This window comes from Saccharopolyspora karakumensis, from assembly GCF_004349225.1.
Lineage (GTDB): Bacteria > Actinomycetota > Actinomycetes > Mycobacteriales > Pseudonocardiaceae > Saccharopolyspora > Saccharopolyspora endophytica.
This window is the reverse complement of record NZ_SMLA01000008.1, coordinates 1-26,107: the sequence shown is the minus strand read 5'-3', so window position 1 is coordinate 26,107 and position 26,107 is coordinate 1. Positions and strand designations below refer to the sequence as shown.

24 protein-coding genes and 4 pseudogenes are annotated in these 26,107 nt (G+C 62.9%); 21 read left to right on the top strand and 7 right to left on the bottom strand.

The genetic code is table 11. The features are described from left to right. Window positions 1-30: 30 nt before the first annotated feature. Window positions 31-1,377: an aldehyde dehydrogenase family protein gene (locus E1202_RS07850; RefSeq protein ID WP_132681902.1), complete on the bottom strand. Its 1,347-nt coding sequence runs from the start codon at window positions 1,375-1,377 to the stop codon at window positions 31-33. 436 nt (window positions 1,378-1,813) lie between these two features. Further along, on the bottom strand, window positions 1,814-3,310 hold the full coding sequence (locus E1202_RS07845) for an APC family permease (protein WP_132681901.1): 1,497 nt from the start codon (window positions 3,308-3,310) through the stop codon (window positions 1,814-1,816). A 486-nt stretch (window positions 3,311-3,796) separates the two neighbouring features. Here E1202_RS07845 and E1202_RS07840 point away from each other — a divergent pair, with 486 nt between their 5' ends. The 3 genes from E1202_RS07840 (at window position 3,797) to E1202_RS07830 (ending at window position 6,614) form a co-directional block, all read left to right on the top strand. Next, on the top strand, window positions 3,797-4,249 hold the full coding sequence (locus E1202_RS07840; RefSeq protein WP_132681900.1) for an FAD-binding oxidoreductase/lyase: 453 nt from the start codon (window positions 3,797-3,799) through the stop codon (window positions 4,247-4,249). Window positions 4,250-5,038: 789 nt separating this feature from the next. Beyond that, on the top strand, window positions 5,039-5,461 hold the full coding sequence (locus tag E1202_RS07835; protein ID WP_207918504.1) for an alpha-hydroxy-acid oxidizing protein: 423 nt from the start codon (window positions 5,039-5,041) through the stop codon (window positions 5,459-5,461). Between the two features lie 202 nt (window positions 5,462-5,663). Beyond that, entirely contained in the window at window positions 5,664-6,614 is a 951-nt protein-coding gene (locus E1202_RS07830; RefSeq protein ID WP_165943779.1) for a helix-turn-helix domain-containing protein, read from the top strand. Between the two features lie 290 nt (window positions 6,615-6,904). Here E1202_RS07830 and E1202_RS31320 read toward each other — a convergent pair whose 3' ends face one another. Next, window positions 6,905-7,279 (bottom strand): helix-turn-helix domain-containing protein, encoded by a 375-nt coding sequence (locus E1202_RS31320; RefSeq protein ID WP_268952308.1) that lies wholly within the window; start codon window positions 7,277-7,279, stop codon window positions 6,905-6,907. A 334-nt stretch (window positions 7,280-7,613) separates the two neighbouring features. Here E1202_RS31320 and E1202_RS07820 point away from each other — a divergent pair, with 334 nt between their 5' ends. The 8 genes from E1202_RS07820 (at window position 7,614) to E1202_RS07790 (ending at window position 15,127) form a co-directional block, all read left to right on the top strand. Then, complete coding sequence (locus E1202_RS07820; RefSeq protein ID WP_132681897.1) at window positions 7,614-7,916, top strand: transposase; 303 nt, start codon at window positions 7,614-7,616, stop codon at window positions 7,914-7,916. A 57-nt stretch (window positions 7,917-7,973) separates the two neighbouring features. Beyond that, window positions 7,974-8,645 carry a helix-turn-helix domain-containing protein gene (locus E1202_RS31710; protein ID WP_235877847.1) on the top strand — a complete coding sequence of 224 codons (672 nt, stop codon included), beginning with the start codon at window positions 7,974-7,976 and terminating at the stop codon, window positions 8,643-8,645. Beyond that, the gene (locus E1202_RS31705) at window positions 8,549-9,067 is read left to right on the top strand and encodes an IS30 family transposase (protein WP_235877845.1); all 519 of its coding nucleotides are present in this window, start codon (window positions 8,549-8,551) and stop codon (window positions 9,065-9,067) included. Before E1202_RS31710 ends, E1202_RS31705 begins: the two co-directional genes overlap by 97 nt. Before the next feature lie 91 nt (window positions 9,068-9,158). Then, window positions 9,159-10,103, top strand: a complete 945-nt coding sequence (locus E1202_RS07810; RefSeq protein WP_132681896.1) for an IS3 family transposase — start codon at window positions 9,159-9,161, stop codon at window positions 10,101-10,103. Window positions 10,104-10,373: 270 nt separating this feature from the next. Then, window positions 10,374-11,852, top strand: a complete 1,479-nt coding sequence (locus E1202_RS07805; protein WP_132681895.1) for an aldehyde dehydrogenase — start codon at window positions 10,374-10,376, stop codon at window positions 11,850-11,852. Between the two features lie 772 nt (window positions 11,853-12,624). Then, the gene (locus E1202_RS32535; protein WP_165943776.1) at window positions 12,625-13,302 is read left to right on the top strand and encodes an APC family permease; all 678 of its coding nucleotides are present in this window, start codon (window positions 12,625-12,627) and stop codon (window positions 13,300-13,302) included. After that, entirely contained in the window at window positions 13,260-13,991 is a 732-nt protein-coding gene (locus tag E1202_RS32530) for an APC family permease (protein ID WP_132681893.1), read from the top strand. The genes E1202_RS32535 and E1202_RS32530 overlap by 43 nt, the downstream gene beginning before the upstream one ends. A gap of 134 nt (window positions 13,992-14,125) precedes the next feature. Continuing rightward, the gene (locus E1202_RS07790; RefSeq protein ID WP_165943775.1) at window positions 14,126-15,127 is read left to right on the top strand and encodes a helix-turn-helix domain-containing protein; all 1,002 of its coding nucleotides are present in this window, start codon (window positions 14,126-14,128) and stop codon (window positions 15,125-15,127) included. A 171-nt stretch (window positions 15,128-15,298) separates the two neighbouring features. On the opposite strand, the gene E1202_RS07785 is transcribed toward E1202_RS07790, so the two are convergent. Next, on the bottom strand, window positions 15,299-15,733 hold the full coding sequence (locus E1202_RS07785; RefSeq protein ID WP_132681891.1) for a nuclear transport factor 2 family protein: 435 nt from the start codon (window positions 15,731-15,733) through the stop codon (window positions 15,299-15,301). Between the two features lie 352 nt (window positions 15,734-16,085). Here E1202_RS07785 and E1202_RS07780 point away from each other — a divergent pair, with 352 nt between their 5' ends. Continuing rightward, the gene (locus E1202_RS07780) at window positions 16,086-17,405 is read left to right on the top strand and encodes a flavin monoamine oxidase family protein (protein WP_132681890.1); all 1,320 of its coding nucleotides are present in this window, start codon (window positions 16,086-16,088) and stop codon (window positions 17,403-17,405) included. Window positions 17,406-17,610: 205 nt separating this feature from the next. On the opposite strand, the pseudogene E1202_RS07775 reads toward E1202_RS07780, so the two are convergent. From E1202_RS07775 to E1202_RS07770, 3 genes and pseudogenes are all read right to left on the bottom strand, one after another. Beyond that, a pseudogene (locus E1202_RS07775) lies at window positions 17,611-17,838 on the bottom strand (transposase); the annotation flags it as partial. 17 nt (window positions 17,839-17,855) lie between these two features. Further along, window positions 17,856-18,278 carry a transposase gene (locus tag E1202_RS32935; protein ID WP_408006099.1) on the bottom strand — a complete coding sequence of 141 codons (423 nt, stop codon included), beginning with the start codon at window positions 18,276-18,278 and terminating at the stop codon, window positions 17,856-17,858. Beyond that, a pseudogene (locus E1202_RS07770) lies at window positions 18,193-19,066 on the bottom strand (IS701 family transposase). The gene E1202_RS32935 and the pseudogene E1202_RS07770 overlap by 86 nt, the downstream one beginning before the upstream one ends. A gap of 253 nt (window positions 19,067-19,319) precedes the next feature. Here E1202_RS07770 and E1202_RS32930 point away from each other — a divergent pair. The 9 genes and pseudogenes from E1202_RS32930 to E1202_RS32055 form a co-directional block, all read left to right on the top strand. Continuing rightward, window positions 19,320-19,397: pseudogene (locus tag E1202_RS32930) on the top strand (hypothetical protein); the annotation flags it as partial. Continuing rightward, entirely contained in the window at window positions 19,391-19,726 is a 336-nt protein-coding gene (locus tag E1202_RS32060; protein ID WP_132681883.1) for a transposase family protein, read from the top strand. The pseudogene E1202_RS32930 and the gene E1202_RS32060, both read left to right, overlap by 7 nt. 363 nt (window positions 19,727-20,089) lie before the next feature. Beyond that, window positions 20,090-21,955 (top strand): flavin-containing monooxygenase, encoded by a 1,866-nt coding sequence (locus E1202_RS07760; RefSeq protein ID WP_165943774.1) that lies wholly within the window; start codon window positions 20,090-20,092, stop codon window positions 21,953-21,955. 164 nt (window positions 21,956-22,119) lie between these two features. After that, a complete protein-coding gene (locus E1202_RS07755) occupies window positions 22,120-22,929 on the top strand; it encodes a mycofactocin-coupled SDR family oxidoreductase (RefSeq protein WP_132681887.1) in 810 nt (269 codons plus the stop codon). A 29-nt stretch (window positions 22,930-22,958) separates the two neighbouring features. Then, complete coding sequence (locus E1202_RS07750) at window positions 22,959-23,816, top strand: mycofactocin-coupled SDR family oxidoreductase (protein ID WP_132681886.1); 858 nt, start codon at window positions 22,959-22,961, stop codon at window positions 23,814-23,816. A gap of 470 nt (window positions 23,817-24,286) precedes the next feature. Next, on the top strand, window positions 24,287-24,940 hold the full coding sequence (locus E1202_RS07745; RefSeq protein WP_132681885.1) for an NAD(P)H-dependent oxidoreductase: 654 nt from the start codon (window positions 24,287-24,289) through the stop codon (window positions 24,938-24,940). Between the two features lie 257 nt (window positions 24,941-25,197). Then, window positions 25,198-25,527 (top strand): cupin domain-containing protein, encoded by a 330-nt coding sequence (locus tag E1202_RS07740; protein ID WP_132681884.1) that lies wholly within the window; start codon window positions 25,198-25,200, stop codon window positions 25,525-25,527. A gap of 163 nt (window positions 25,528-25,690) precedes the next feature. After that, a pseudogene (locus E1202_RS32925) lies at window positions 25,691-25,768 on the top strand (hypothetical protein); the annotation flags it as partial. Continuing rightward, on the top strand, window positions 25,762-26,097 hold the full coding sequence (locus tag E1202_RS32055) for a transposase family protein (protein ID WP_132681883.1): 336 nt from the start codon (window positions 25,762-25,764) through the stop codon (window positions 26,095-26,097). The pseudogene E1202_RS32925 and the gene E1202_RS32055, both read left to right, overlap by 7 nt. Window positions 26,098-26,107 lie beyond the last annotated feature (10 nt).

Below are 26,107 nucleotides of genomic sequence, written 5' to 3'. Positions count from 1 at the left end.
GAGCGGAGGCCGTGGTGCAGCCCGGCTACCTCAACGCGTATGAATCAGCTTCTTGTTCACAAATTCATCGATCCCGAAGCTGCCCAACTCGCGCCCGAACCCCGAGCGCTTAACTCCACCGAACGGAGCCTGCACCGCATCCGCCTGCACGAGGTTGATGTAGACCATGCCCGCGTCGAGCTTTTCCGCCACCCGCTGGGTCTGTCGGGTGTCCGAGCCGAACACGTACGACCCAAGACCGTATGGAGTGTCGTTCGCGATCGCTACCGCCTCGTCTTCATCAGTCGCCTTGAAAACGAGGGCAACAGGCCCGAACAATTCCTCCTTGCAAACATCCGCAGCCGGGTCTAGATCGGCCAGAACAGCCGGAGGATACGCCGCGCCCCGTCGTTCACCCTTCGCGTACAGTTTCGCCCCCGAGCGCACTGCCTGCTGCACTTGCCTCTCGAGCTTTTCAGCTGCTTCAAGAGACGACAGTGGAGCGATTCCATTGTCAGCGCCCTGTATCTTCGCGATCAGCCGCTGCAAAAACTCGTCATAAACATCCTCAAGCACAATCATTCGCTTGGGAGCGTTGCAGACCTGTCCGGCGTTGCTGACCATCCGGGCGGCGTAGGCAGCCTCCACCGTAGCATCGAGGTCGTACGAGTCGAGCACAATGAAGGGATCTGACCCTCCCAGCTCGAGCACAACCTTCTTCAAATGCCTTCCCGCAACTTCGGCAACTGCAGCCCCAGCGCGATCCGAACCGGTGAGGGACACGCCCTGAATCCGCGGATCAGCGATGATGTCCCGGATCTGCTCGTTGGTCGCGTAGATGTTCTTGAACACGCCTTCCGGGACTCCAGCATCGGTGAAGATCTCCTCGATGGCCACCGCCGAGCTCGGGCACTGAGGCGCATGCTTCATCAGGATCGTGTTACCGAGCACGACGTTGGGTGCGACGAGTCGCGCAACCAAGGCGATTGGGTAGTTCCACGCCTTGATGCCAAGGATGGGGCCTAGTGGGACGCGGCGAACGAACGCCTCTCCCCGGCCATCATCTAGCGCAACGGGTTCATCAGCGAGGAATTCCTCGGCATGGTCGGCGTAGTACTCGTAGATAGTGGCCGAGAAGTCAACCTCACCGAGAGCTTGGTCGATCGCCTTGCCCATCTCCTGATGCATCTTGGTTGCGAGTGAATCTCGGCGTTCCCGGTGAAGTTCACCCACGGTGCGAATCAGCGATGCCCGCTGAGCCACTGAGAACTCACGGGACCACCGACGGTAGCCCGAATCCACCAAGTTCAGCGATGCCCGGACCTCTTCGTCGGTAGCAATCGAGTACTGCCGGACTCGCTCACCGGTCGACGGGTCGACAACTGCATACTGAGTCACGTTTTCTCCTCCATCGCCTTCAGCGGCGCGTATGGGCAGCGGCCTGTACTAGACATCACCAACACTGGGCCACTCCCAACCTATGTAAACCAGCACCGGTAGACTTGTCCCGCAGCGCCACGTATGTCAACCGACGCCGACATGCGATAGACCAGCCACCAGACCGGCAGTTGATCACGAAATCAGAGAGAGCCGATCTTGGAACATTCCCGTTAGTTGGTTATTGACACTGGGACGATGCGGCCTCCGAGCGTGGCAGCGAAGGCGTTGAGGGGTGGTTTCCATTTTCGCGCGGCCTTTCCGGTTCTGAACCATCTAGCGCTCGACGAGCGTTTACGGGCTACTTACGCGGGGCTCACGAAGACTTATGCTTTCATGGTGCCGTCTTCCTCAAAGGGACTCCCTTCGATTACTGTCCGCGACCGCTTTGGAAACGTCACGGCTCTTGCCGACCGATCGTTTTGTAAACCGCTGGATTGGACTTTCGCCACCATAAGGAAAGTCCCGCGCCGACAACCGCGACGATGGCCGCGAATATTAGGATGAGCTGAGCAGTCCGGAGGTTCCCGACGAGAAGGCTGAGATTATCGGTCGCAAGCCAGACCAAGATGCCCAGTCCCAGCAGTGAGAGGATCGGTGCCACGGTCGAACTCCAGGTACCTGCCACGCACCTCGCATTACGTCGGAAGAAGACGAACACGGAAACGCTCGTCAGCGTCCAGAGCAGGAGAATTCCGTATCCCCCGAGGCCTAGGAGCACCGTGTACGTCTCGATCGGTTCGCCCCCGCCGAGTACGGGAATCAGGATGATGAAAAGAATCATCGCGCCGCTCACAATGCTTGCGACGGCTGGGCTTCCGTGTCGGTCGCTCACTTGCCCCAACTTGGCCGGAACGACCTGGTCGCGGCCGAGAGCATAGAGGTAGCGGGACGTGATGTTCTGGATAGCCAACGTGCAGGCAAAGCTACTGGTCATCAGCAACAGGCTGGCGGCATCTGTCACGACACTTCCTGCGTATCGTTCGATGGAAGCAAGAACTGTACCGGTCGGGTTTGTCGCACCGTTGATCACCCCCTCCCCGAACCCTTCCGAAACGATGTAGGCATACGTCGAGATGGCGTAAAATACGGCAAGGAAGGCTACGACAATGTAGGTAGCCTGCGGAACGGTCCGCACCGGATCACGCGTCTCCTCCCGGAATACCTGCAACGACTCAAACCCGGTCATGCACATTGCGATGAACAAGAATGTGAGCGCTGGCGAACCGTCGAAGAAGTGAGAAAACACGGGAACTGCGATGCCATCGGGGCCACCTTCCCAGAAGACGCGCGCATCCCAGATCGCTATGACCGCAATCTCGAACAACATCGCCACGCCGAGGACCTTTGCGGACAGTTCCACGTTGAAGAGGCTGAGAATTGTGACTGTCGCCCAGCTCACGAGCGCCCAGATCCACCAGGGTCCCGAACCGGACGCTCCAAGCAAGGTGGAGGAGAAGTCGCCGACTGCTACTGCAAAGAGCGAGAAGGTTCCTGCGCCCAGAGCGACGTAGGTGAGAATCGCGAGAAAGGCCGCCCCTAAGCCCGGTGGACGACCGAGGCCGCGCGCGATGTAGGCGTAGAATGCCCCGGGCCGCACCATGTGGGTCGCCATCGCGTTGAGACCGGCAGAGAACACCATGAGGAGCGCACCCATGGCTACGAAAGCGATCGGCGCGCCGAGGCCATTTCCGACGGCCGTGATCACGGGGACGAACCCCCCTACCACCAGCAAAGGCGCGTTGAATGCGAGGGCGGTGAACGACAGCTTCAGCGTGCCGAGATTTCCGCGGAGCTTGCCGTCGGGAGGACCGGAGGCAGGCACGACTCTCTCGGCGGACCGAACGCCGTGACCGCCGAGCGGGGCATCCGGCTCGGACATTGCATCACTCATGTCGAGTCTCCTCAGTGACAAATCGGCGGTGGGCAGCCGTCATCGAGTAGGTGTGGGCACACCCAGGCCGGTCTTAATCTGATTCGTCTGTTCGCTACCGCAGCCTTCCGAGATGCCCAGCGCCGCGCCCTGATGGGCCTGCAGTTGACTCCGGATCAGGCGCCTTTCCCAGCCGAGTCCGTTGCGTGACCCGTTGTTCGTTTGCACTGACCGTAAATGCCTGAGTTGCCAGGCGCTTGCTCTCCAGTGACACCCTTCTCAGCGTTCTGCGCCACAGTCGCTCGAGCCCAACCCGCCTTCTGGTTGCTCGCGGACTCGATCGTGCGCATCGCGGCACGTCCTGCGAAGGCCGAGACGGTGGCTATCGGGTTCTTTGCCGAGCAAATGACGAAGATATCGAGAACGAAAAGGGTCGGCAGGTCGTGCGCGCGCCCATATTGGCCCTTCGAACAGTTCGTTGAGAACCGCAGGCGCGATCGTTTGGACATGAGCTTGATCGGCAACATTGAGGTACGTGAAATGGTCGGCTCGATCACGCCGGACGAGCTCGGCGCCAGCTTCTGCGCCAACGACACACTGATCAACACTCCGACCGTCGTAAACGCGCTCTTCGAGGAGCGATCGCGCATGGAACCAAAGTGGTGGCCGGCGTTACGGTGTCGCCTGATCTACTCGCACGACACAATCCTCAGCGTCGAAACCACCGACGGGAAATTCCTGGTCGACAAGACGGTCATCGCAACCGGAGTCTGGACTGAAAGATTGATCGCCACGAACCGCGGTCGACACGCGGATCGGGAGGAGCGTCTGCAAGTCGTGGCCACCGCGCCGCTTCCGCAGTCGATCAAGCCGGTTGCGAGGGTCCGCAGACGGCCAAGCAATACGCCTTGTTCCGCGATCTCGCCGCATGGGACGAGGATGCCTTCACGACCGAGTTAGAGCGGGCAGGCCCTCCTCTAGGGCAAGGGCTTTCAATATCCTGGTCTCAGCACGCCACGGGCTGCGGCATTCTCGTCGCGGCGTCCACAAAGGCCTGGCCAACCTCGCCACGGGAGTTCGTCGCGGGCACCACCTGGGTCATTCCGTCTCCGTACCCAGGGTGACCGGCGCGGGACGGTGACCCCCACGTCCAGTCGTCCGACACGTAGTGTGCGATCAGGTCACGCCAACGGCGTACCGGAGCTCGGAGTGTGCAAGCAAACCGGGGGCTCCCGGCGACGGCATGGCGTCGTCGGGAAGTCGTTGAAGTCGAGGACTGCCTGGTGATGGCGTCGGTTAGGGGTCTCTGCCAGTAGGGCGGCGAGGGCTTCCTCGAAGGCGGTCAGGCTGAGGTCGAACCGGCCCCAGAGGATGTCGTTCTCCGAGCGGTAATAGCGAAAGAGCATGCGACGGCTGACCCCACCTCCGTGGCGATGTCGGCATTCGTCGTTTCATCGAAACCCTTGCATTCGAAAGAGAGTGAAGGCGGCTGCCGCGATTGCGTCGTGGCTGGCGGTCGGAGGCCGGCCGACGTCGCAAGGCTCGTCACGTTCGGCAAGCTAGCAGATGTCAAGGGGTATATTTCTGCACCGAGTGTCGTTACTGTGTCGCGGACCACAGGTCTCAGCCTGTGGCGATAACCCGCTGGCAGGCTTCGTCCCACCCACGAGGGAGGACCCGTCGCGATGAGCACGAAGAAGCCCCGAGTCACTGAGGAATCCCTGGAAGCAGAACCCCTGGTTCGAGCCGGTGGCGGTTGCTCAACAACGCGCCCGCGAGCGGCTGCAGGCCCGGGTGTACAGCGCCCTGGCCCCCGCTCCGAGCGCGGTCCGACGATCGAGGACATCCCCGGCCGCCTTCGCCGAGCTCGAGCTGGCGCCGCACGTCGCCGACCACCAGCCGGTGCGTGCGATGAGGACGACTGTGATCGGTCAATACATTTCGCTGCCGGTCCCGATCAGGCCCACCGGCGTTCAGGGCGTCCATCCCGACCGGGAGGTGGCGGTGGCGCGTGCGGAGGCCTCGCGCGGCACGGTCGCTATCACCAGCGAGCCTCTAATAAGGTTCGCCAGCCTCGAACGCTCCGGGTGGGTGGACAGCTGGGTGGCCGCTCGGCGGCAGCAAGAGTTCCTCATCCAGGGTCGAGGTTGGACCATCTATCCCGCACCCTAGAGAAGCAGGATCGCTCGGTCAGACGAGCCTCGCCCGCACCACAATCTGACTGTCGCTGGATAGGACCCGCGCAGCGGGATTTTTCCAGACAGCCCTCGCATTCTGACGGCCAGCGCATATATTGACTGTGGGGTGCGTCACAGGAGGATCCATGACACGTATAACGCGAGCCGCGAAGCCGATCGCGGGGACCTGGTCTCCGATGCGCGAGGCAGCAGCGCGCAGCGCCGTGGGGACCGTCGAGACACAGAACCCCCGGGAGTGGGCCGACGTGATGTGGGACGTCTACGGCGGCCTTGAGGTCGTGACGCAGAGTGAGCAGCCGTGCGCGGGGGCGATGGTCCGTCGTTCGATTGACCGGCTTCATACCCTTGAGCTGCGGCTAACTCCTCAGACCCACCGGCGAACGGCTTCGATGGTGGAGAGCCATCCAAGCGACGACGTCTTCGTGGCCATGATTACCGAGGGACAGGCGCTCGTCGTCCAGGACGGCCGCTCGTGCACACTGGGTCCTGGAGACTTCGCCTTCGTCGAGAGCAGTCGCCCGTATTCCGCAATCTATGAGACGTCATCCCGGTTGATCGACTTCGCTTGGCCGCGGCACGCCATCGGTCTCTCGGAGAGCGAGTGCCAGTCAGTGACAGCCAGAGCCTTCAGGGCAGCGTCCCCACTGGGACGCTGGCTTTCCCCTGCATTGATCGGCCTCCACCAGATGGATGAGGGAGTCTCGCAAGCTGGAGTCGTCCGAATTGCCGACGGAATCTCGGACCTCCTCGTAACGGCAGCCCTCGAGTTGGCGTCACCGGACGATCCGACCGACCGCTGGCGCCCGCAGTATGACCAGATGATCAAGTTCATCGAACGCAACCTCGACGAGACCGAGCTGACAGCCGACTTTCTCGCCGAGAACTTCTTCATGTCGACGCGGTCGGTGCACCGGTTGTTTGCGAAGTTCGACACGACCGTCGCGTCTGCCATCCGGGACATGCGTCTAGAAGAAGCTCGACGGATGATGTTGTCGCACTCACATCGCACGAAGTCCGTCAGCTTCATCGCCAGCCACTGCGGGTTCTCGAGCCTGCAAGTTTTCAGCCGCGCGTTCACCACCAAGTACGGGGTCGGCCCGAAGCAGTACCGGGATAGCCACCAGTAGCAGCTCCGTATGTCGCTACGATGGTGGGCTCGTCGGCGCAATTCGCTGGACCTTCCCGCGCGGGGCGCCGACAGTTCCGGTGGAAGCGACCTGAAAGTGCGCCTACGACACTGTGCGGCTGCGGGACATCGGCTTCACCCGAGGCTTTGGCTTGGGTCTTCTGCCGAGCACTTGCTTCGCCGCCCGACCGGCTTGAGCGACACCCTGGGCTTATCGGCCTTGGGCAATGGCTCGACGAACTTGACGTCGAGTTATACCTGATGCCCGGGACACTGCTACTCCTAGCGTTTTCAGCGCCTGTCATGTCGCTGGAAACGCTGCGATGCAGGTAGCCGACCCATGTCCAGGCGGTGCTGCATACACCAGTCTGTCGAGACGCTGATGTCCACGTCGTGGTAGCGCTGCAGGTACATGGCGATCTTAGCCGGCCCGAAGTGGTAGTTGCCTTGAAGGTGGATGTTCTTGTCCACAACGTCGGCGCGGGTGGCGTTCGGGCTTGTCTGCGGCCGCCTGGACTGACCGCGTAGCCCATCGACACCATTGGCCTCGTAACGGCGTAGCCACTTGTAGTACGTCGGCCGGCTGATCCCGTAGTACCGGCACGTCACCGCAACGTTGGCGGACACTTCCACGAAATGACGAAGGACCGCGATGCGCCGACGCACCTCGCGGTCCAACGTAGGTTCACTCAAGGGGACTCTCGGTGATCAACAAGCCCGGATGTCAACCATCTCCCTCAAGCTTTTAGACCGACAGCAAATGCGCATCTCAATCTGGCCAGTGACTTCGTGGCTACGTCACTGACATAAGCGTACCTTTTTTGATGCAGGCGCTTCGATGCCATGCAAGGCATTCCCCGACACCCTCGGCGGTCGGTAGGGCCTTTCACCAAACAAGGGCGCGCGGAAGTGGGTGGCCGGCGAGGCTGCCAGACCTCTCGCGATCCGCTCGGCCCGGGGCGTGGAGGCGTGGAGGTACTAAGCGACTCGGCCTCGGGCAATGGGGTGTACCAAGGATCTTGGACAGGGCCTCTCGTTTGAGAGGATGTGTGCATGCCCGCAGCGTCGGAGGTTCAGTGCTCAGTTCAAGGCTGAGGCTGTGCAGATGGTGATCGAGACCGAGAAGCCGGTCGCCGAGGTCGCCCGGGACCTGGAGATCAACGCGGGCACGCTGGCCAACTGGGTCAACGCGTGGCGACGGGAGAACCCCGGTTCTGCGCAGCCGGTGAGCCCGTCCGAACGAGCCCGCGTGGCGGAGATGGAAGACGAGATCCGCCGGCTGCGGATGGAAACGAGTTTCTGAAAAAAGCCGCCTTAGATTCAACGGGTCGGTGCAACACTGCTGATTGAGGAGAGGCGCGTGGCGCAGGTGGGGCGGCCGGGGATCAGTGTCATCTCCCGGGCGATCGGCAAACCTCCGGGCTCGGTGTTTACCGTCCTCAAGCACCATGGTGGTATCGCTCCGCAGCCCTGGAAGCATCGGGCCGGCTCGCTGACACTTCTTGAGAGAGAAGAGATTTCGCGTGGCTTGAGCGCCGGCTGTTCGTTTCGAGCGATTGCGACTTCCTTGTATCGCGCGGTGTCGACGATCAGCCGGGAAGTTAACAAGAACGGTGGCCGTGACGCCTACAGGGCCACCACTGCACAGGAACGCGCGCATGAGCAAGCTCGCCGACCGAAAAGGTGCTTGCTGGCACGTAAGTCCGCGTTGCGAAACGAAGTTATGGCTCTGTTGCGTGAGGAATGGTCACCGGAGCAGATCGTCGGCTACCTGCGCCGACATCACGGTAACGATCCGGCGATGGCGATCAGCCACGAGACGATCTACCGGTCAATCTACACTACCCGCTGGAAGGTGATCCCGAAGGAGTTGTGCAAGCGGCTGCGCACCGGCCGGCCGATCCGGAAGAACAAGCGCCACGGGGTCAAAGGTCAATGGCGGTCCAGATCATCGACGCCCGTCCGATCGAACAACGGCCGGCCACCGCCGAGAACCGCAGCGAGCTCGGACACCTCGAAGGCGACCTCGTGATCGGAGCGAACAACAGCCAAGTCGCCACACTGGTGGACCGCGAATCACGCTACCTCGTGATCGTGAAACTCTCCAGCCGTCACACCACGGTTGTCCTTCCCGAGTTGATCGAGACCTACGCCCGGCTGGATCCACGGCTATCCAGCACGCTGACGTGGGACCGGGGAATGGAACTGGCCGAGCACAAGCAGCTCACCGCCGTTACCGGCGTCGACGTGTTCTTCGCCGCGCCACGCAGCCCCTGGCAGCGCGGCACGAACGAGAACACCAACAAGCTGCTGCGCCAATACCTACCCAAGGGCACGAACCTCACGACGTTCACCCAGACCGATCTCGACGCGATCGCCACCAAGCTCAACACCAGACCCCGTAAATGCCTCGGCTTCCGCACCCCCGCAGAAGCCGTTGCCTTGACCGGTTGAATCTAAGGCGCGGCCTTCTTCGGCAGACGTCTCAGTAGCCGAACGCTGCGCGGTCATCGACGCGGAGAAGGCCCACTATCCGATCACCTAGATGTGCCGGTTACTCGGGGTGCCACGCTCGTCGTTTTATGCCTGGCGCCAACGGGTGGTCACTGAGACGACCACCCAGGCCCGCCGCCGCGAGCTGAGCACTCACATCGCCCGGGTGTTCACCGACGGGCGGGGAGCCTACGGCTGTCGCCGGGTCGCCGCCCAGCTTAACCGCGAAGGCCACGCGTGCAGTGTCGGACTTGTCGCCGACCTCATGCGCAAACTCGGGCTGGCCGGTTGCCAGCCGCGAGCCTACAAATGCACCGCCGTGCCCGGCGACGAGCGGTTGCATAGCCCGGATTTGATCGGCCGCGAGTTCACTGCGGATGCGCCGGGTCTGCGGTTGGTCGGCGACATCACCTACCTCAAAACCGATGAAGGGTGGCTGTATCTCGCGACCGTGATCGATCTGGCCACACGGATGGTCGTTGGGTGGCAGCTGGCCGACCATATGCGCACCAGCCTGGTCGTTGACGCCCTTGACATGGCGATCACCCACGCATACCTACGACCAGGAGCGGTGTTTCACTCCGACCGCGGCACGCAATACACCTCCGGAGAGTCTTCCCGTTTCTGCAAGGACAATCAGATCCGAACCAGTGTTGGACGTACCGGGGTCTGTTGGGACAACGCGGCTGCCGAGTCGTTCTTCGCCACCCTGAAAAACGCGATGTATCACCGAGAAATGTTCCCCACTCGGACTCACGCGCGTTTCGCCGTCGCCGACTACATCGAAGTCTTCTACAACCGGAAACGACTCCACAGCAGCCTCTGCTACCGCACCCCCGCGAGACACACCGAGACCACCTCACCGCGACCGCGGCCTGAGGAAACCCACCGAGGACCGTCCAAGATCCTTGACACACCTCACAAGTTCAGTACGACTGCATTGTTTCTCGGGGCGACCCATGCACTCCAAGGTGTCACGCATGACCCAGCCAGCTGACGCTGACCGACAAGTCGGCCCCCTGGCGTCGCTCGTAGCATCTTATCGAGCCTTAACAGGGCCGCTTTCCAAGGAGTCCCCCATCTCGGCCCGGCCCGGCGACGGGGCGAATTAGCAACTGGTGCGGGGACTATTGACGGGGTCAAGGCGGAGTCTTTGTCGGGCCGGTCGACGGGAGTCCCCTGACCACCTGACACGGGTTTCTGACGTTCGTGTCGGGCTCCCGATTTGATCGAAGCAAGGCGTCCTCCAAGTCCAAGATGGGACATCATGATTCGGTACAACCACTTCATCGACGGAAAGTCGACCGTTCCCTCCAGCGGTAGATGGTTCGACACGGATAATCCGTACCGTGGCAAGCCTTGGGCGTCCGTGGCCGAAGGCAACCTCGACGATGTCGATCACGCCGTCACAGCTGCCCAGAACGCACTGGAGAGTGAGCAGTGGGCGGGTATGACCGCGAGCGAGCGCGGCCTGCTCCTGTACCGGATCGCCGACGTGCTGGAGGGGCACGCGAGCCGGTTGGCCGAGCTCGAGACAAGAGACAACGGAAAGCTTGTCGCTGAGATGCGCGCCCAGACCGCGTATTTGCCGGCGTGGTACCGCTATTACGGGGGCTTGGCCGACAAGGTAGAAGGAACCGTGCCACCGATCGACAAGGCCGGGTTCTTCACCTACACCCGCCGAGAACCGGTCGGAGTCGTCGCAATCCTAACGCCCTGGAACTCGCCGCTCATGCTGCTGTCCTGGAAGCTGGCCCCGGCCCTTGCCGCAGGCTGCACAGTAGTAGCGAAACCCTCGGAGTTCACTTCCGCCTCGACGGTCCGGATGGCCGAGCTCTTCAGCGAAGCCGGACTCCCGAACGGCGTCTTCAACGTCGTCACCGGTCTCGGCCAGGACGTCGGTGAGCCACTTGTGAACCACCCCGGGATCAGCAAGGTCAGCTTCACGGGCTCAGAAGCCACTGGAAGCAAGATCGGCGAGGCTGCGGGCCGGGACTTCAAGCACGTTGCGCTCGAGCTCGGCGGGAAATCGCCGAACATCGTATTCGCCGACGCCGACCTCCCTTCCGCGGTGAACGGCGTCGTGGCCGGAATCTTCGCCGCGTCGGGGCAGACATGTATCGCCGGCTCCCGGCTCCTGGTGCAGGAAGAGATCCATGACAAGCTGCTGGCCGAGGTCGTCCAGCTCGCCTCCACCGCCCGCATGGGGGATCCGCTCGACGCCACCACCCAGGTTGGTCCGATCACGACGAGGCCCCAGTACGCGAAGGTGCTGCAATACATCGAGATCGCGCAGGGCGAAGGTGCACAGGTCGCGCTGGGTGGTGGGCCAGCCCTACGGCCGGAGTGTGGTGACGGCTGGTTTGTCGAACCGACCATTCTATCGGGAGTCGACAACCAGATGAGGATCGCCCAGGAAGAAGTCTTCGGTCCGGTACTTGCAGTCATCCCGTTCCGAGACGAGGAGGAAGCGATTCGCCTCGCGAACGACAGCCGCCACGGCCTCGGAGCGGGCGTCTGGACGCGGGACCTCGGCCGGGCGATCCGGGTGAGCCATCAGATCCGTTCCGGCACGGTATGGGTGAACACCTATCGCGCCCTCAGCTACCTCGCACCGTTCGGCGGCTTCAAGGCATCCGGTCTCGGCCGGGAGAACGGCATCGCGGCGATCAACGACTACCTGGAGACGAAGACCGTCTGGGTCAACACCGGCGCCCCCACCGCGAACCCATTCGTGATCCGCTAAGAATCCACCTCGCGGTATTTCTGTCAAGCGGGGCAGCAACATTCTTGACGCGAGGACTAAAGCACGAAGTTTCGAACGACTCGAGACTATCCAGCACGGCGCCGTCCTGGAATCGAGCCCGAAATGTTTGTCCGAAGTTGCGCACCCCCCTCGTAAGCGCCCATCCAAACCCTGGTTCCCTCACCCATAACGTCGACACTGGACTCAATTCCTGCGGTCGACTCGGCACCAGGAGCTTCACCCGTGTCCACACACCCGGCCGCACCAGCGCCGAGGCCCTACCGAGCCAAGTGGAAAAAGCTCAATGGCTGCCACTGACGGAGGGCAAGCCCGCAGTGATGCGCCTCGAGGGAACCCTCCCACCCGTTACGGTGGTACCTCACGACGACTTTCGACCGTGAAGAGTTCCGACCACGTGGCCAGGTTTGCGAGGCCCCAGCCGTGGCTGGGAATGCGAAGAAGCTGGCAATGACGGACCAGTCTGCAGACCCGTTCCTGCGTCGAGACATCAGTCACACTGGCCGATCCCCGGCCACGAAACCACGCGGTCGACCGTGTCTCCGAACCGACCGGAGGGCTGAGTGTCTCGGGTCGCATCCGTCCGGCCGGAACGCCCACTGCCACCGCCTGTTGACGCCCGGGCGGCATTTCGCCCCGGCAAGAAGGAAGTTCATCGTGCCCAACACTTCAGTTGAGGGCCAGGACACCTGGCCCTATCACGTCCGGAGGCACCGACTCGCGGCTGCGGGGCAGCATGGGGACGGTCGAGCTGATGTTCACCGCTCTGGCGTTCAACGCTCCACTGGCGGTCGTCGCGGGGTTCATCCCGGTGATCGCCGGATTCGAGAACGGTCTGGGCTCGCCCCTGCTCTTCCCCGCCATGGGTGTGCTGCTGCTCGTTTTCTCGGTGGGCCTCAACGCGATGGCCACACGCATGGAGAAGCCTGGCGCCTTCTACAGCTACATCGCGCGGGGCCTAGGACGCCCCGTAGGCCTGGCAGCTGGCTTCTTCGCGACGCTGACCTACCTCGGGCTCGGAGCCGGGACCTTCACGCTCATGGGAGTGGGCGCGGGTGACTTCGCGGGGACCGTGCTCGGCATCGAGGACTCGGGTCCGTGGTGGCTGTGGGCGCTCGTGGGATGGGCGGTCGTGGTCGCGCTGAGCTTGTTAAACGTCGAGGTATCGGCCAAGGTCCTGGGCGTCGCGATGCTGCTCGAGGTCGCGATCGTCGCGACGTGGAACCTGCGGATGTTCGGCGACGGCGGATCCGACGGCCGCGCGGTACCCATGTTCAGCCACGTCTTCGACGGATCGGTCACGCTCGGGATGCTGTTCGTGGCCATGTGCATGACGGGCTTCGAGTCGCTGCAGGTCTTCCGTGAGGAGACCGAGACCCGCAGCGGACCGTGCCACGCGCGACCTCCCTGTTCCTCGTCATCCTGTCGCTGATGTACGGCGTCACCACCTACGCCTACGTCGTCGGTCAGGGATTCGGCGGTGGCCTGGCCACCGGGGCGGCTGACCCGACCGGCACGGTCTTCGGCTCCATGCGGCAGTACGTCGGTAGCGTGGCCAGCGACGCGGCCAGCCTCCTGCTGCTCACCAGCGCCATCGCATGCACCCTGGCAGTCCAGCACATCGCTGCCCGGTACCTCTACTCGCTCGGCCGCGACCGCGTCGTATTCGCCGCACTGGGCCGGATCAACGAGAGCCACGGTAGCCCGGTGGTGGCGAGTCTCGTCAGCGGCGCCGGCATCCTGGCGATCCTTTTGACACCGGTGCTCGCGGACGCCGACCCCGTCAAGACCTACGCGGTCCTCCTCGGGCTCGGCGGCTACGGGATCCTGCTGCTGTGGGCCACGACCAGCGCGGCCATCATTGCGTTCTTCCGCCGCGTCCCGCCGACTGGCGTCGGTCGCTGGCCGTCCGTGGGCGCTCCGCTCCTCTCGGCTCTCGGGCTGGGGGCCGTACTTTGGCTCGCAACCGTCCACCTGGGCGACCTCGTCGGTGACGTCGGTCTCGCGCGGATGGTGCTGATCGGTGCGGGCGTCGTAGCGGCGGCAGGTGGCCTTCTCGCCGTGTGGTGGCGACGCAAGGATCCGACGATCTACGAGCTCATCGGTCGCCAGGGCGAATGACCGCAAGGGACGTGTCGGGTGGGGCGTGGTGGCTCACCGCTCCACGCGACACGACCGCATCCGGGCGCGACAGCGGGGGTCGCGTCTCCTCCCCAGCGAGAATGATGATCCGGCCGTCCGGAGAAGGGAGTCAGATGTCGTCCACCCGCCACACCGCGCTGTCCGGTGCAAACCATCCGGAAGCGGGAGCCTCCGGGCGGGGCGCCGGAGGCACAGAGTCCATCGAGGCGCAGAGTCCGCGCGAGTGGGCCGACGTCATCCGCGAGGTCTACGGCGGCCTCGACGTCATGGCCCGAACGCAGCAGCCATTCAAGGGCGTCCTGATCCGTCGATCGCTCGACCGGCTCCAGACCGTCGAGCTCCGGATCAGTCCGCAGTTCTATCAGCGGACGGCGTCGTTGGCCAAGCAACATCCGTCCGAGGACCTCTTCGTCACCATGATCGTCGAGGGCCAGGCGCTCGTGGTTCAGGACGGGCGGTCGTGCGAGCTAAACGCCGGGGACTTCGTCTTCGTCGAGGGCCAGCGTCCGTACTCCGTGATCTTGGGCAAGGCGTCGCGCTTGATCGACTTCGCATGGTCACAGCACGGCGTGGGCCTCTCCTGGAACGAGCGGCGGCAGGTGACGGCTCGGACCTTCAGCGCGAAGTCGCCAATCGGGCGGTGGCTGTCGCCCGCTCTGCTCGGCCTCCACGAGATGGAGGAGGGCGTGTCAGAGTTCGGTGCGGCCCGCCTTGCCGACGGCATCGCCTGCCTCCTGGTGACCGCGGCGCTCGAGCTCACCTCCCCGAACGGTCCCGCCGACCGGTGGCGGCAGCAGTACGACGAAATGGTCCGCTTCATCAAGCGCAACATCGACGATCCGGACCTGTCGGCGGACTCCCTCGTCGAGAACTTCTTCATGTCGGGACGGTCGGTGCACCGCATCTTCGCCAAGTTCGGCACCACCCCTGCGGCGATCATCAGGGACATGCGGCTGGAGGAGGCCCGCCGGATGATGCTCTCGCGCGCGTACCAGACCCAGTCCGTCAGCTTCATCGCAAGCCAGCTGGGCTTTTCCAGTTTGCAGGTGTTCAGCCGGGCGTTCAGGGCGAAATACGGCGTCGGCCCGAAGCGCTACCGGCTCGAGCACCAGTAAGACCCCCGACTCCAGGACTCCCTCTAGAGCTCGCGTGAGGCCGCGTCGTCGCGGACCGGGCCGTCCAGGCCTCTCGTGAAATGCAGAAGACGTCGACGTTCACGAACCCTCGGCCCGAGGCCGCGTCCGCGGACGCCGACGCGCTGCGGACGGTGCCGCAGCGGCAGCCCGTCAGGTGATCTGTCGCAGGATGAGTCCGGTGTCGTATCCCATCGTCTCGTGGCGCATCTTGGTGTTGTCCTCGTTCAGCTGCATGACGACGACCGCGGGGTAGGAGATCCGACGTCCCGTCAGTGCGACTCCCAGCAGCTCGCCGGTGTGGTCACCTGAGATCCGGAGCAGCATGGTCGTGGCGTTCTGCGAGTCGAAGATCCCCTCGATGTCGATTCGCATGTTCGTCAGCGAGCCGAAGTACGCCGTGCAGTACTCCCGCATCTGGGCCTGCCCCTTGACGGTCTCCGTCGTGGTGAGGTCGGCGAGCTCGACGTCCTCGGTGAAGAGCGCGCAGATCTGGTCGACCAGCTGCTCCAGGCCCTCCTCGGTCGTGCAGTCGGCTGCGTTGATCAGCTCGAGCTCTCGCAGCAGGGGGCCACTCGGTTTGTTCATGTCAGCTCCTTATCGTCGGCAGGTCACCACCCAAAGACATGCGACGGGTGGCCCACTGATTCGGCCGAGCCTGCCCACGCGTCGTGGTCGACCATCCGTGCGGGGAGCGTAGGTTCGCCGATGCTCCGCGGCTTGATGCCCAGAGCCAGCCTGTAGGCATTCCTCGACAGGCAGCGGTGTCTGCGGCGCCGCCGACGTAGGGCGTCCGCAAAGAGACAGAAACAGTCGTGTGCCTGGCGACCAACGACAAGTCGGGGCGGTCGTGCCGACCTACCGTTTCGGCACTCGATCCGTGGATGCCCGGTCTTCACGAACTGCCCTCGGATCCGCACACGACGAGGAGTGATATGACATGACGGATCTGGACAAGACGTACGACGTCGCGGTGATCGGTGGGGGTCTGGCAGGCGTTTCCGCGGCTCGAGATCTCCGCGACCGCGGACACTCGGTGGTGTTGCTCGAGGGCTCCGACCGTCTCGGCGGGCGCATCTTCGCCCGTCCGTTCAAGGGGCTGCCCGACGTCTCGGTCGACTTCGGTGGCACGTGGGTCAACACCTCGATGCAGCCGCTGATCCGGAACGAGATCAGTCGCTACGGCATCGCCCTGAAAGAGGACTCGGACCCGGGGTGCTCGGCGTTCCACACCGGTGGGGTCCTGCGATCGGTGCCGATTCCAGCGCGGGAGATCCCAGACCTCCAGCGGGCCCTGACCCGCCTGCGCGACGCCTCTCTACGGTTCACCCCGGGACACGCGGTCACCAGCGTGCCGGTCCGCGACCTCGACATCTCTGTTGACGATTTCTTCGCACCCCTCGACCTGCCCGCTGCCACCCGGGATCTTCTCGACGCCATGGTCGTCGTCTACGGAGGATGGAATCCCGGAGCGCTCTCGGTCTTCAGCTTCCTCTCTCAGGTCGCCGCCCTGGGGAACGAACCGGACGCGTTCTACGGTGCCCTCACCGAACGTTTCGTGGGCGGACTCCACGTGTTGCTGGAGGCGATGGTCGCCGACTCTGGAGTCGAGGTGTTGTTCCGGCACCGAGCGGTCGCGGTCGAGCGGGGCACGACGGGCCTGACGGTGCGTGCGGACAACGGCGTGGCGCTGGATGCCCGCGAGTGCATCGTGGCGGTCCCGTCGAACGTGATCAGGCACATCGACTTCATGCCCTCCTTGAGCCTGGGGAAGGTGAAGATGGTGGCGGAGAACCACATGAGTCGAGCGATCAAGTGCGCGATCAGGGTGCGCAACCTGGCTCCCCGACCGTTCGCGATGGGCAGCCGCGGCTTCCACATGATCTGCTCAGGCAAGGAGCTGGGCGACGGCACCGAGATCGTGTATGGCTTCTCCAGCGAATACCACATGGACTTCGACCCGCGAGACCGCGAACGGGTCCAGGACTGGGTCCGCGAGTACTTCCCATCCGCGGAGGTCGTGGAGGTCGACTTCCACGATTTCGGCGCCGACCCGCTGTTAGACGGCACCTATCGAATCGACCGTCCGGGTGAGGCGTTCGAGTTCCTCACGGTGATGAACGAGCCGGAAGACCGCATCGTCTTTGCCGGGACGGACGTCGACGACTCGGTCTGGCGCACCTGGATGGAGGGCGCGCTCAGTAGTTCGCGCAAGGCCGTTGGAGTCGTGACCGAGAATCTGCACCGCCACACCGCCTGATCTCAGACGCCGGCCATGTTCTGGAAGAGCTCGGCGGTCAGCAAAACCTGCGCCGGCTCGCCAGACCAGGCGCAGCGGTCAGATCAGCGGGTCCGACCGGATGCCGGTTGGACAAAGCAAACGAGGCCCTGTCCGGCGTTCCCGCTGGCCGGGGCGGTCAAGTCCCTCGGCGTGGTGTACGACGGTGATCCGTCGTTGATGCCGGCTATGTGCTGATAGCGCCGGCAGTTGGGGTGTCCTCTTCCGGGTTGTTGGTAGTGATCAGGGTGAGCCTGCTCTTGGCCAGAACGTCCAGTCCGATGTAGCTGCGCCCGTCGGCCTTTTCGCCGTTCTGCTCGGCCAAGACAGCTCCGACCAATCGGATGAGCGAGCCTCGGTCAGGGAAGATCCCGACCACTTCGGTACGTCGGCGGTTCTCGCGGTTGAGACGTTCGAATCACTGAACTCCCGCTACCGCCGCGCTGTGCGGGCACGCGGACACTTCCCCACGTAACTAATAAACAGGCCGCCATGAAGTGCCCGTAAGATGCTCGTCGTCGGTTGCGAGTGCCCCTTTTTGAGGGTGTGATCGCGGATTCGTTCGGCGTGGGCGGACCACGAAAAGCGGGGCTTCCCAAGGGAAGCCCCGCTTTTTTCGGCGAGGAACGTGGCGGCGAGCATGGATAGAGTGATGTGGCGGTACCAGGCGTCGTATTTGCGAACTTGGTAGTGGTCCAAGCCGGTCTCGTTCTTGGCGAACTGGAAGGTTTCCTCGACGCCCCAACGGGATCCGGCGATCCGAACGAGTTCAGCGACCGGTACCGGTGTGCTGGTGTGGCAGATGTAGTAGGCCAGCTCGCTGGGTTTGCTGATCGAGCGACGCACCAGCAGCATGTGCTCGCTGGCGCCGGAAATCGATCAACAACCAGCCATAGAGCCGATGCCCCTTGCTGCCTTCACCGGCCGAGAGGCGTTGCCAGCCCTGACAAGGAGCGGTCCGGGCGAGTTCGTCGGCGCGTACCCGCCCGGACGGGATGTCGAACCGTTGATCGCATGACCCGGCCATGATGTAGTTCAGACCCACCTCGGCCAGCCAGACCCGTAGACCGGGGTTGTCCCCGTACGCCTCGTCCGCGGTGAACCAGCCGATGTCGGCGCCGGAGTCCAGCAGGCGTTGCAGCATGCGCTGCGCCAGTTGGGTTTGGTCGCGAACTCGACGCCATCGTCGATCCCGGCCTCGGCGCAACGCTGGCGGTCACCGGTCCACGACGCGGGCAGATACAGCTCCCGGTCGATCAACGCCCGGCCCTGGGCCGAAACATAGGTCAAAAACACACCGAACTGACAGTTCTCGACCCTGCCCGCGGTTTCGGAATACTGACGTTGCACACCGGCGATTTGCCGCCATTCTTCAGAAAACCCGTCTCATCGGCCACCACCACACCACTGGTATCAGCAAGATGGCCGAGAACGTAGGCGCGCAGATCATCACGGACCTCATCGGCGTCCCACCGGTAGAAGTTGAGCAACCGCTGCATACCATCCGGGGACAGCTCCCCGGCCTGCTCGGCCAACGTCCACGCGTTCTTGCGCTCAGCACCCGAGAGCAGCCCCAGCACATACCACCGGGCCCGGCGACGCGAGTCCGCCTGCGCGAAACGCCCCGCGACCAGCGCGAACATCTCATCAAACCCCGCCTTTCACCGCCCGCGACGATCACCGACTACCCTTGGCGACGCGGCCACCGCGTCTTCTTCGAGTTCCAACACACCTTGAAGTTGATCACGCGGTGGGCCGCACCCATGATCACACCTCACCAGTCAAGATCTCACTGTGCGGCTGCCGTACTAGACCCGATCAGGACGACGCCGCAGATTCGTCGCTACGCACGCTGATCCACACCGACCGGATCGTCATCCCGGGCCCACCCGCGGGGTGGGCCTGTGGTGGAGCGGCAAGCACCGCCATCACGATGGGAACATTCAGGTTGTCTCCGCTCCAGGCGGATGGCCACTGTGGATCTCCGATGTGCGGCCCGGCCGCGAGCACAACAAGAGTGCCACCCGCGCCGACCCCGAACTGCTCGCGCGGATCGTGCCGCAGCCCTAGCCGACCTCGGCTATGAAGGCGAACCCGACACCTTCACGCCCCTTTTCAAGAAGCCAAAAGACGGTCAAATCACCATCGACGAGCAGTCCCACAACGCCCTCCACAGCGCCCTCCCCTACCTCGGCGAGTACGCCAACTCCTCACTCAAAACCACCTACAAGACCCTCCACCGCTACCGCGGCCACCCCTGCCACCTCCGCGACATCGTCGCCACGCTGTCCTACGCACGCTAATCGCACATGGGGCAATACTGCAGAACAAGGCGTGGTATCACCGAGTACAGCTCGTATCGCATTTGACCAGGTCCCAAAGCTCCTCTTATCGGCCCTGTGATTGCGCGACCCTCGTGTGAGCGCCACGGTCTCATAGATCGCGGCATCGACCCGGCTTTCACCCGTCACATGCGACAGCTTCCGACACGCCGGACCGCGCGGCGTGGGAACGCTCACCGCGTAGCGACCAGCAGTGGCACAAAACGCCCGCATGTCTGGCGTCGCGCAGCAAGTTGGAGTGCAGTCCACAGACCTAATATGCCGTGTATCACCAACCGATCCGCGAGACGGCAACGCTCACGGCAGAAGGAAAGGGAACGTGTGATGACGGCTCTCGACTCCGAAGTGAGTACCGCTGAAGCCAACGCAGGAGACGCTGCACGCGCCTGGCTTTCGGCATTCGAGGATGCTCTCGTCGCCGGCTCCGAGCAGGACTTGCAGGAACTGTTCGAGACCTCGGCTGGGTGGCGCGATCTGTTGGCTTTCACCTGGAATCTACGTCAGGCGCACGACAACCAGGCCATCGCGGAGTTGCTTAGCGCGGTGGTTGACGACATCCGGCCGACCGGGTTTCAGGTCGACGGCGAGCGTCCTGGCCCCGCGATCATCAGCGAAGTTGGGACACCAGCCACTGTGGAGGTGTTCTTCCGCTTCTCGACTGCTGCCGGTGAGGCAGACGGCTACGCGGTGCTCACTCTCGATGGCGTCGACAACACCGCGCGAGCCCGCACCCTCTTCACTCGCTTGGTGTCGCTCCACGAGGCACCCCCTGTGTGGCCGCCGCTCGGGCGATTCGATGTCGAGCATCCCACCACTCGTTGGCGCGAGCACCGCAAGGAGCGCTGCGAGTTCGCTGAGCGCAGCCCTGAGGTCCTGATCATCGGTGCGGGACAGTTTGGGCTGATGACAGCTGCCAACCTCGGCCGCCTCGGGGTCGATACTCTCATTGTGGACAAACAGCCCGCGGTTGGCGATGCCTGGCGGTCCCGGTACGAATCGCTCATGCTGCACCAGCCGCACAACATGCTGCACTTCTCGCTGATGCCCTACCCCGATGCATTCCCCGAATACCTGCCTAAGGACAAGATGGCCGACTGGTTCGAGACCTACGCCTCGTGCTTCGACCTGAACATCTGGACCAGCACCGAGTTCGTGGGTGGTACCTACGACGAGCCCAAGGGGGAGTGGACAGTCTCCCTGCATCGAGAAGACGGCACGGTGAGCACGCTGCATCCAAAGCACGTAATGATGGCCACCGGCGGTAGTGACATTCCGAACGTCCCAGAGATCGAAGGGATGGATACCTTCCGAGGCGAAAAGATCCACTCGTCGCGGTTCGTTGACGGCCGCGAATACAAGAACAAGAATGTCCTCATCATCGGATCGGGGACATCGGCTCACGACTTCGCGCACGACATCGTCCGTAACGGCGGTCAGGCGACGCTGGTTCAGCGTGGGCCGCTCATCGTCGTAGACCTGCCTACCGCTGAAGTGCTGTACGGGGACTACCGCAACCGCGAGATTCCGGTTGACCTCACTGACATCCGGTTCCAAGCCGGCTTCGTCTATCATCAGATGCGCGAGGCCTTCATCGGCTACCAGAAGTTTGCGAACGAGGCAGATAGTGACCTCCACACACAGCTCAGGAATGCTGGCCTTGAGGTATGGGCGGGTCGAGACGACACCGGATTCTACTACCACTACCTGAGCAACTCGAAGGGCGGCTACTACCTCAACGTCGGGGCCTCAAATGCGATTGCCAGCGGCGACATCAAGGTCCTCAAATACGACGACCTTGCAAAGTTCGACGCCGAGGGCATTGTTCTTGAAGACGGAAACCACCAGGCGTTTGACGCAGTGGTGTTCGCAACGGCGTACAGACCCCTTGCTGAAGGAGTGAGGAGGCTCTTCGGAGACGAGGTCGCCGACAAGCTCGGTCCGATCTGGGGATTCGGCAACGACGGTGAGCTCAATAACATCCTCAAGCCCACCGTCCAGCCAGGACTCTGGATCCTCGAGGGATCTCTGCCCATGGCGCGCTGGCATTCGCCCCTGATGGCCCTGATCGTGAAGGCCGAACTCGACGGCATCGTCCCCGAGTCGTTCAAGGCGCAAGGACACCCAAGCCGCACCCCCAGTGTGCCGGTCCCGGCACTCGCTTCAGCCTTCGGAACAACGCCGGACGCGTGACGGTGACGCAGGACGTCCAGAGCCGTAGCTCGGCGCCCCTCCCGCAGCCTAGCCGCTGAAATCATTACACAAACAGGAGGTTCGATGTCAGATCGCGCGCATTGCGATTTCGTCGCCGTCGGAGCCGTGCCAGGCTCCAAGCCCAACATGAACGGAGGAACAGCATGAGCGAGCGGGTAGTGCTCATCACCGGCGCTGCGCGTGGCCAGGGGCGCTCCCACGCACTGCGCTTCGCCGAAGATGGGGCAGACCTCCTGCTGGTCGACCGGTGTGCCGACGCGCCAGAGATCCCTTTCGCTATGGGGTCCTCCGACGAGCTGAAGCAAACCGCGAAGGAGGCCCGCGCTCTCGGTGCTCAGGTGCTGACAAAGGAGGTGAACGTGCGCGATGGTGCCGCGCTGACGAAGTTCGTGGAGACTGCGAGTCGTAAACTCGGTGGGCTCGATGTGGTTATCGCGAACGCTGGGACTTACTCGTTCGGGCCACTTAGCAGCCTTGAGATCGACGACGCGCGCTGGGAAGAGGTCGTGGGAACGAACCTCACGGGCGTCTTCAACACGATCCGCGCGGCGGCACCGATCATGATCGAAGCGGGTCGAGGGGGAGCCATCATCATCACCAGTTCGACCGCGGCTCGTCGTGGCTTGCGTTCGATGGCGGATTACACGGCCAGCAAACATGGAGTCGTGGGTTTGACGCGCACTTTTGCCAACGAACTGGCGTCGCACTCAATCCGTGTCAACTCAGTCGCTCCCACGGGCGTAGCCACGCACATGATCCAGAATCCCGCGATCGACAAGTGGTTCGCGGACAACCCGGAAATGCTTGAAAATGAAACTGGAAACATGCTCCCGGTCGACCTGATCGAAGCCTCGGACATCACTAACGCTGTCGTGTGGCTCGCTTCCGATGCAGCGCGGTACATCACCGGAGTTGACCTGCCCGTCGACGCCGGATTCCGAGAGCTCACTTGAGTCATGCCTATCAACAGAAGGAGTGAACAATGGCAAAACTTGACGGCAAGGTGGCATTCGTCACGGGGGTTGCCCGTGGCCAGGGACGTTCGCATGCACTGACTCTCGCTAGAGAAGGTGCCGCGATCATCGGCATCGACATCTGCCAGCAGATCGACACAGTTCCTTATGCTATGTCGACCCCGAACGATCTTGAGGAAACGGTTCGGCTCGTCGAAGAGGCTGGCGGCAAGATCCACGTCCAGCAAGCGGACATCCGCGATCTGGATGCGGTGAAAGGTGCAGTTGACGGTGGAATGGACCTCTTCGGACGCTTGGATGTTGTTGTCGCCAACGCAGCCACTATTAACGGGCTCGGACCTCTCTGGGAGATCCCCGAGCAGGAGTTCCGTGACCAATGGGAGGTGAACGTCGGCGGCGCCTGGCACACGATCAAGGCCACCGTTCCAACGCTGTTGGAGCAAGGCGAGGGCGGGTCGATCATCCTCACCGCATCCATGGTCGGCCTGGCATCAGAGACCAACATCGGGCACTACTCAGCGTCGAAGTATGGCGTGATCGGGTTGATGAAAAACCTGTCAGTCGAGCTCGCACCGCACTCGGTGCGGGTCAACACTGTCTGCCCAACCGCCGTGAACACACCAATGATCATGCACGAGGAGTTCTACTCCCTATTCAGCGGGGGCACAGGCAATCGGCTCGAGGACGCCCTCCCCGCTATGCAGGGATTGAACGCGCTTCCTGTGCCGTTCTTGGAGCCAAGCGATGTCAGCAAGACGGTCTTGTACCTGGCCTGCGACGACAGCCGATACGTCACTGGCACAAATGCTGTCGTTGACGCCGGAGCGCTGCTTCCCTTCAAGATTCCCCATCCCGCCACAACCTGAGGGCGGAGGCGCCCGTGGTTAGGGATGTCGCTATGGCCCCCTCGGACGGGGGTACATGAAGAACTGCTTCACGAGTGGCAGGGACACCGATGCAAGGTCCACAGGCGTGCAGGAGTCGTGAAGGCTTCGAAACGGTGCTGTGCAATCCGGACGGTGAGTTTACGAGCGCGGTCTGCTGCACCGATAGGTGACACCTGATCTGTGGTGCCATTGGAAGGATGTTGCGCCGAAGTCGTGGCTCAACCTCACAGCATCGAATTCTGTCAAACGGTGGTAACATTCGTAGCGCGCCGAGTAAAATAGGACGACTTAAATTTCCTGACACTTGCCTAACACGGCGCGGTCCCAGGTCTTGAGCCTATGGCCAATCGCTGTCTCATTTAGCCGCCGTCGGTGATCACGCTCGCACCAGTTTCGTTCATACGTGGTTTCCGCTCTTTGGAATATCGACCGGAAGTTGAGGTTTGAAGTTGCACACCCTTGTCGTAGTCGCCCACCCCGACCCCGATTCCCTTACCCAGCACGTGGCCAGGAAGCTCGTTCACGCGGCCAACTCTGCAAGCGCTGGGCACACTGCCGAACTTGGAGATCTCGTCGCCGAGGGATTCGACCCCAGGTTCACCAACCAGGATCGAGCGGCCTATTTGGCTTCCGCCAACTATCCGCCTGATGTTGTCGTCGAGCAAACGCGCATCGAGCGCGCACAGCACTTGGTGCTGGTTTTCCCCGTGTGGTGGTGGAGCATGCCAGCCTTGCTCAAGGGCTGGATCGATCGCGTATTTTCGAACGGGTGGGCCTTCGGTCACGCTGTGGGTCCCGATGATGCCGATGTCGAAGATTCAGGCGGACTTGAAGGGCTCACCATCCATCTGGTACCAATCGCCTCGGGCAATGAGGCTGGGTATGACCGTCACGGATACGACTCCGCTCTACGAACGCAGCTCGAACACGGTCTAAGTGACTACTGCGGCGCAAGGCGTGGCATCGCGGAGTACATCTGGCGTTCGGAGACCACGCCGGCGGACGAACTCAGGTCTCGCATTGAAGAGATCGCAGGTCTCCTCAATGCCGCCGTAGGCGAGCGACAGACCGAGGCCGACTCGTCCGTGCTGGCTGAGCGCTGAACTAGCGGCTCCGACCTAGGTCCTGTCCTGGCATCTTCTGGTACCTCGCGGGGGGCGTGGCTCGCCGCGAGGCACAGCTAACCGATATTAGATGCAGCATGAGTGCCCTCCCAGGGTGACTGTTCAAGATTTAATTTGGCTTCAGATCCTCTTTCTAGCGCTAGGGCACCTCAATCAGCTTGTCTCCTGTAGGGAGCGGTCGCCTCAGGATTAGGAAACCATCCGCCAGTAATGGTTTGACGAAAGGAATTGACGCGATGATTGATCCACTTCGTGAGCCTGTTCGTGAGTACGCCGTAGACCCCTGCCGACTGCTGGAAGGAAAACCGCGAGCATCCGCCGCAGTGCTCTGGGGCGACCCCGAAGAACATGCGTGGGGTGGCATTTGGGAGCTGACCGAAGGTACGATCGACGATGTGGAGGCGGATGAGATTGTGCACGTCGTTTGCGGGCACGCAACTGTATCTTTCTCCGACGGAGAGACGGTCGAGTTGCAGGCCGGCGATCTTTTCGTGCTATCCCCAGGGCAGAAGTCGCGGTGGCAAGTCCACAAGCGGTTTCGCGCAGTTTTCGCCGCGCGTCGCTGACGGGTAGACAGGTCACGATTAATGCGGCAAGTACCCTTGCTCACGAAGCAAATACCTCTGTCCTACCCTGCTGGCGGCCAAAGGCAGCCGGTCACTCGCATGTGATCGTGGACGGCGCGCTGATCCACACCGACCGGATCGTCATCCCGGGCCCACCCGCGGGGTGGGCCTGTGGTGGAGCGGCAAGCACCGCCATCACGATGGGAACATTCAGGTTGTCTCCGCTCCAGGCGGATGGCCACTGTGGATCTCCGATGTGCGGCCCGGCCGCGAGCACAACAAGAGTGCCACCCGCGCCGACCCCGAACTGCTCGCGCGGATCGTGCCGCAGCCCTAGCCGACCTCGGCTACGAAGGCGAACCCGACACCTTCACGCCCCTTTTCAAGAAGCCAAAAGACGGTCAAATCACCATCGACGAGCAGTCCCACAACGCCCTCCACAGCGCCCTCCCCTACCTCGGCGAGTACGCCAACTCCTCACTCAAAACCACCTACAAGACCCTCCACCGCTACCGCGGCCACCCCTGCCACCTCCGCGACATCGTCGCCACGCTGTCCTACGCACGCTAATCGCACATGG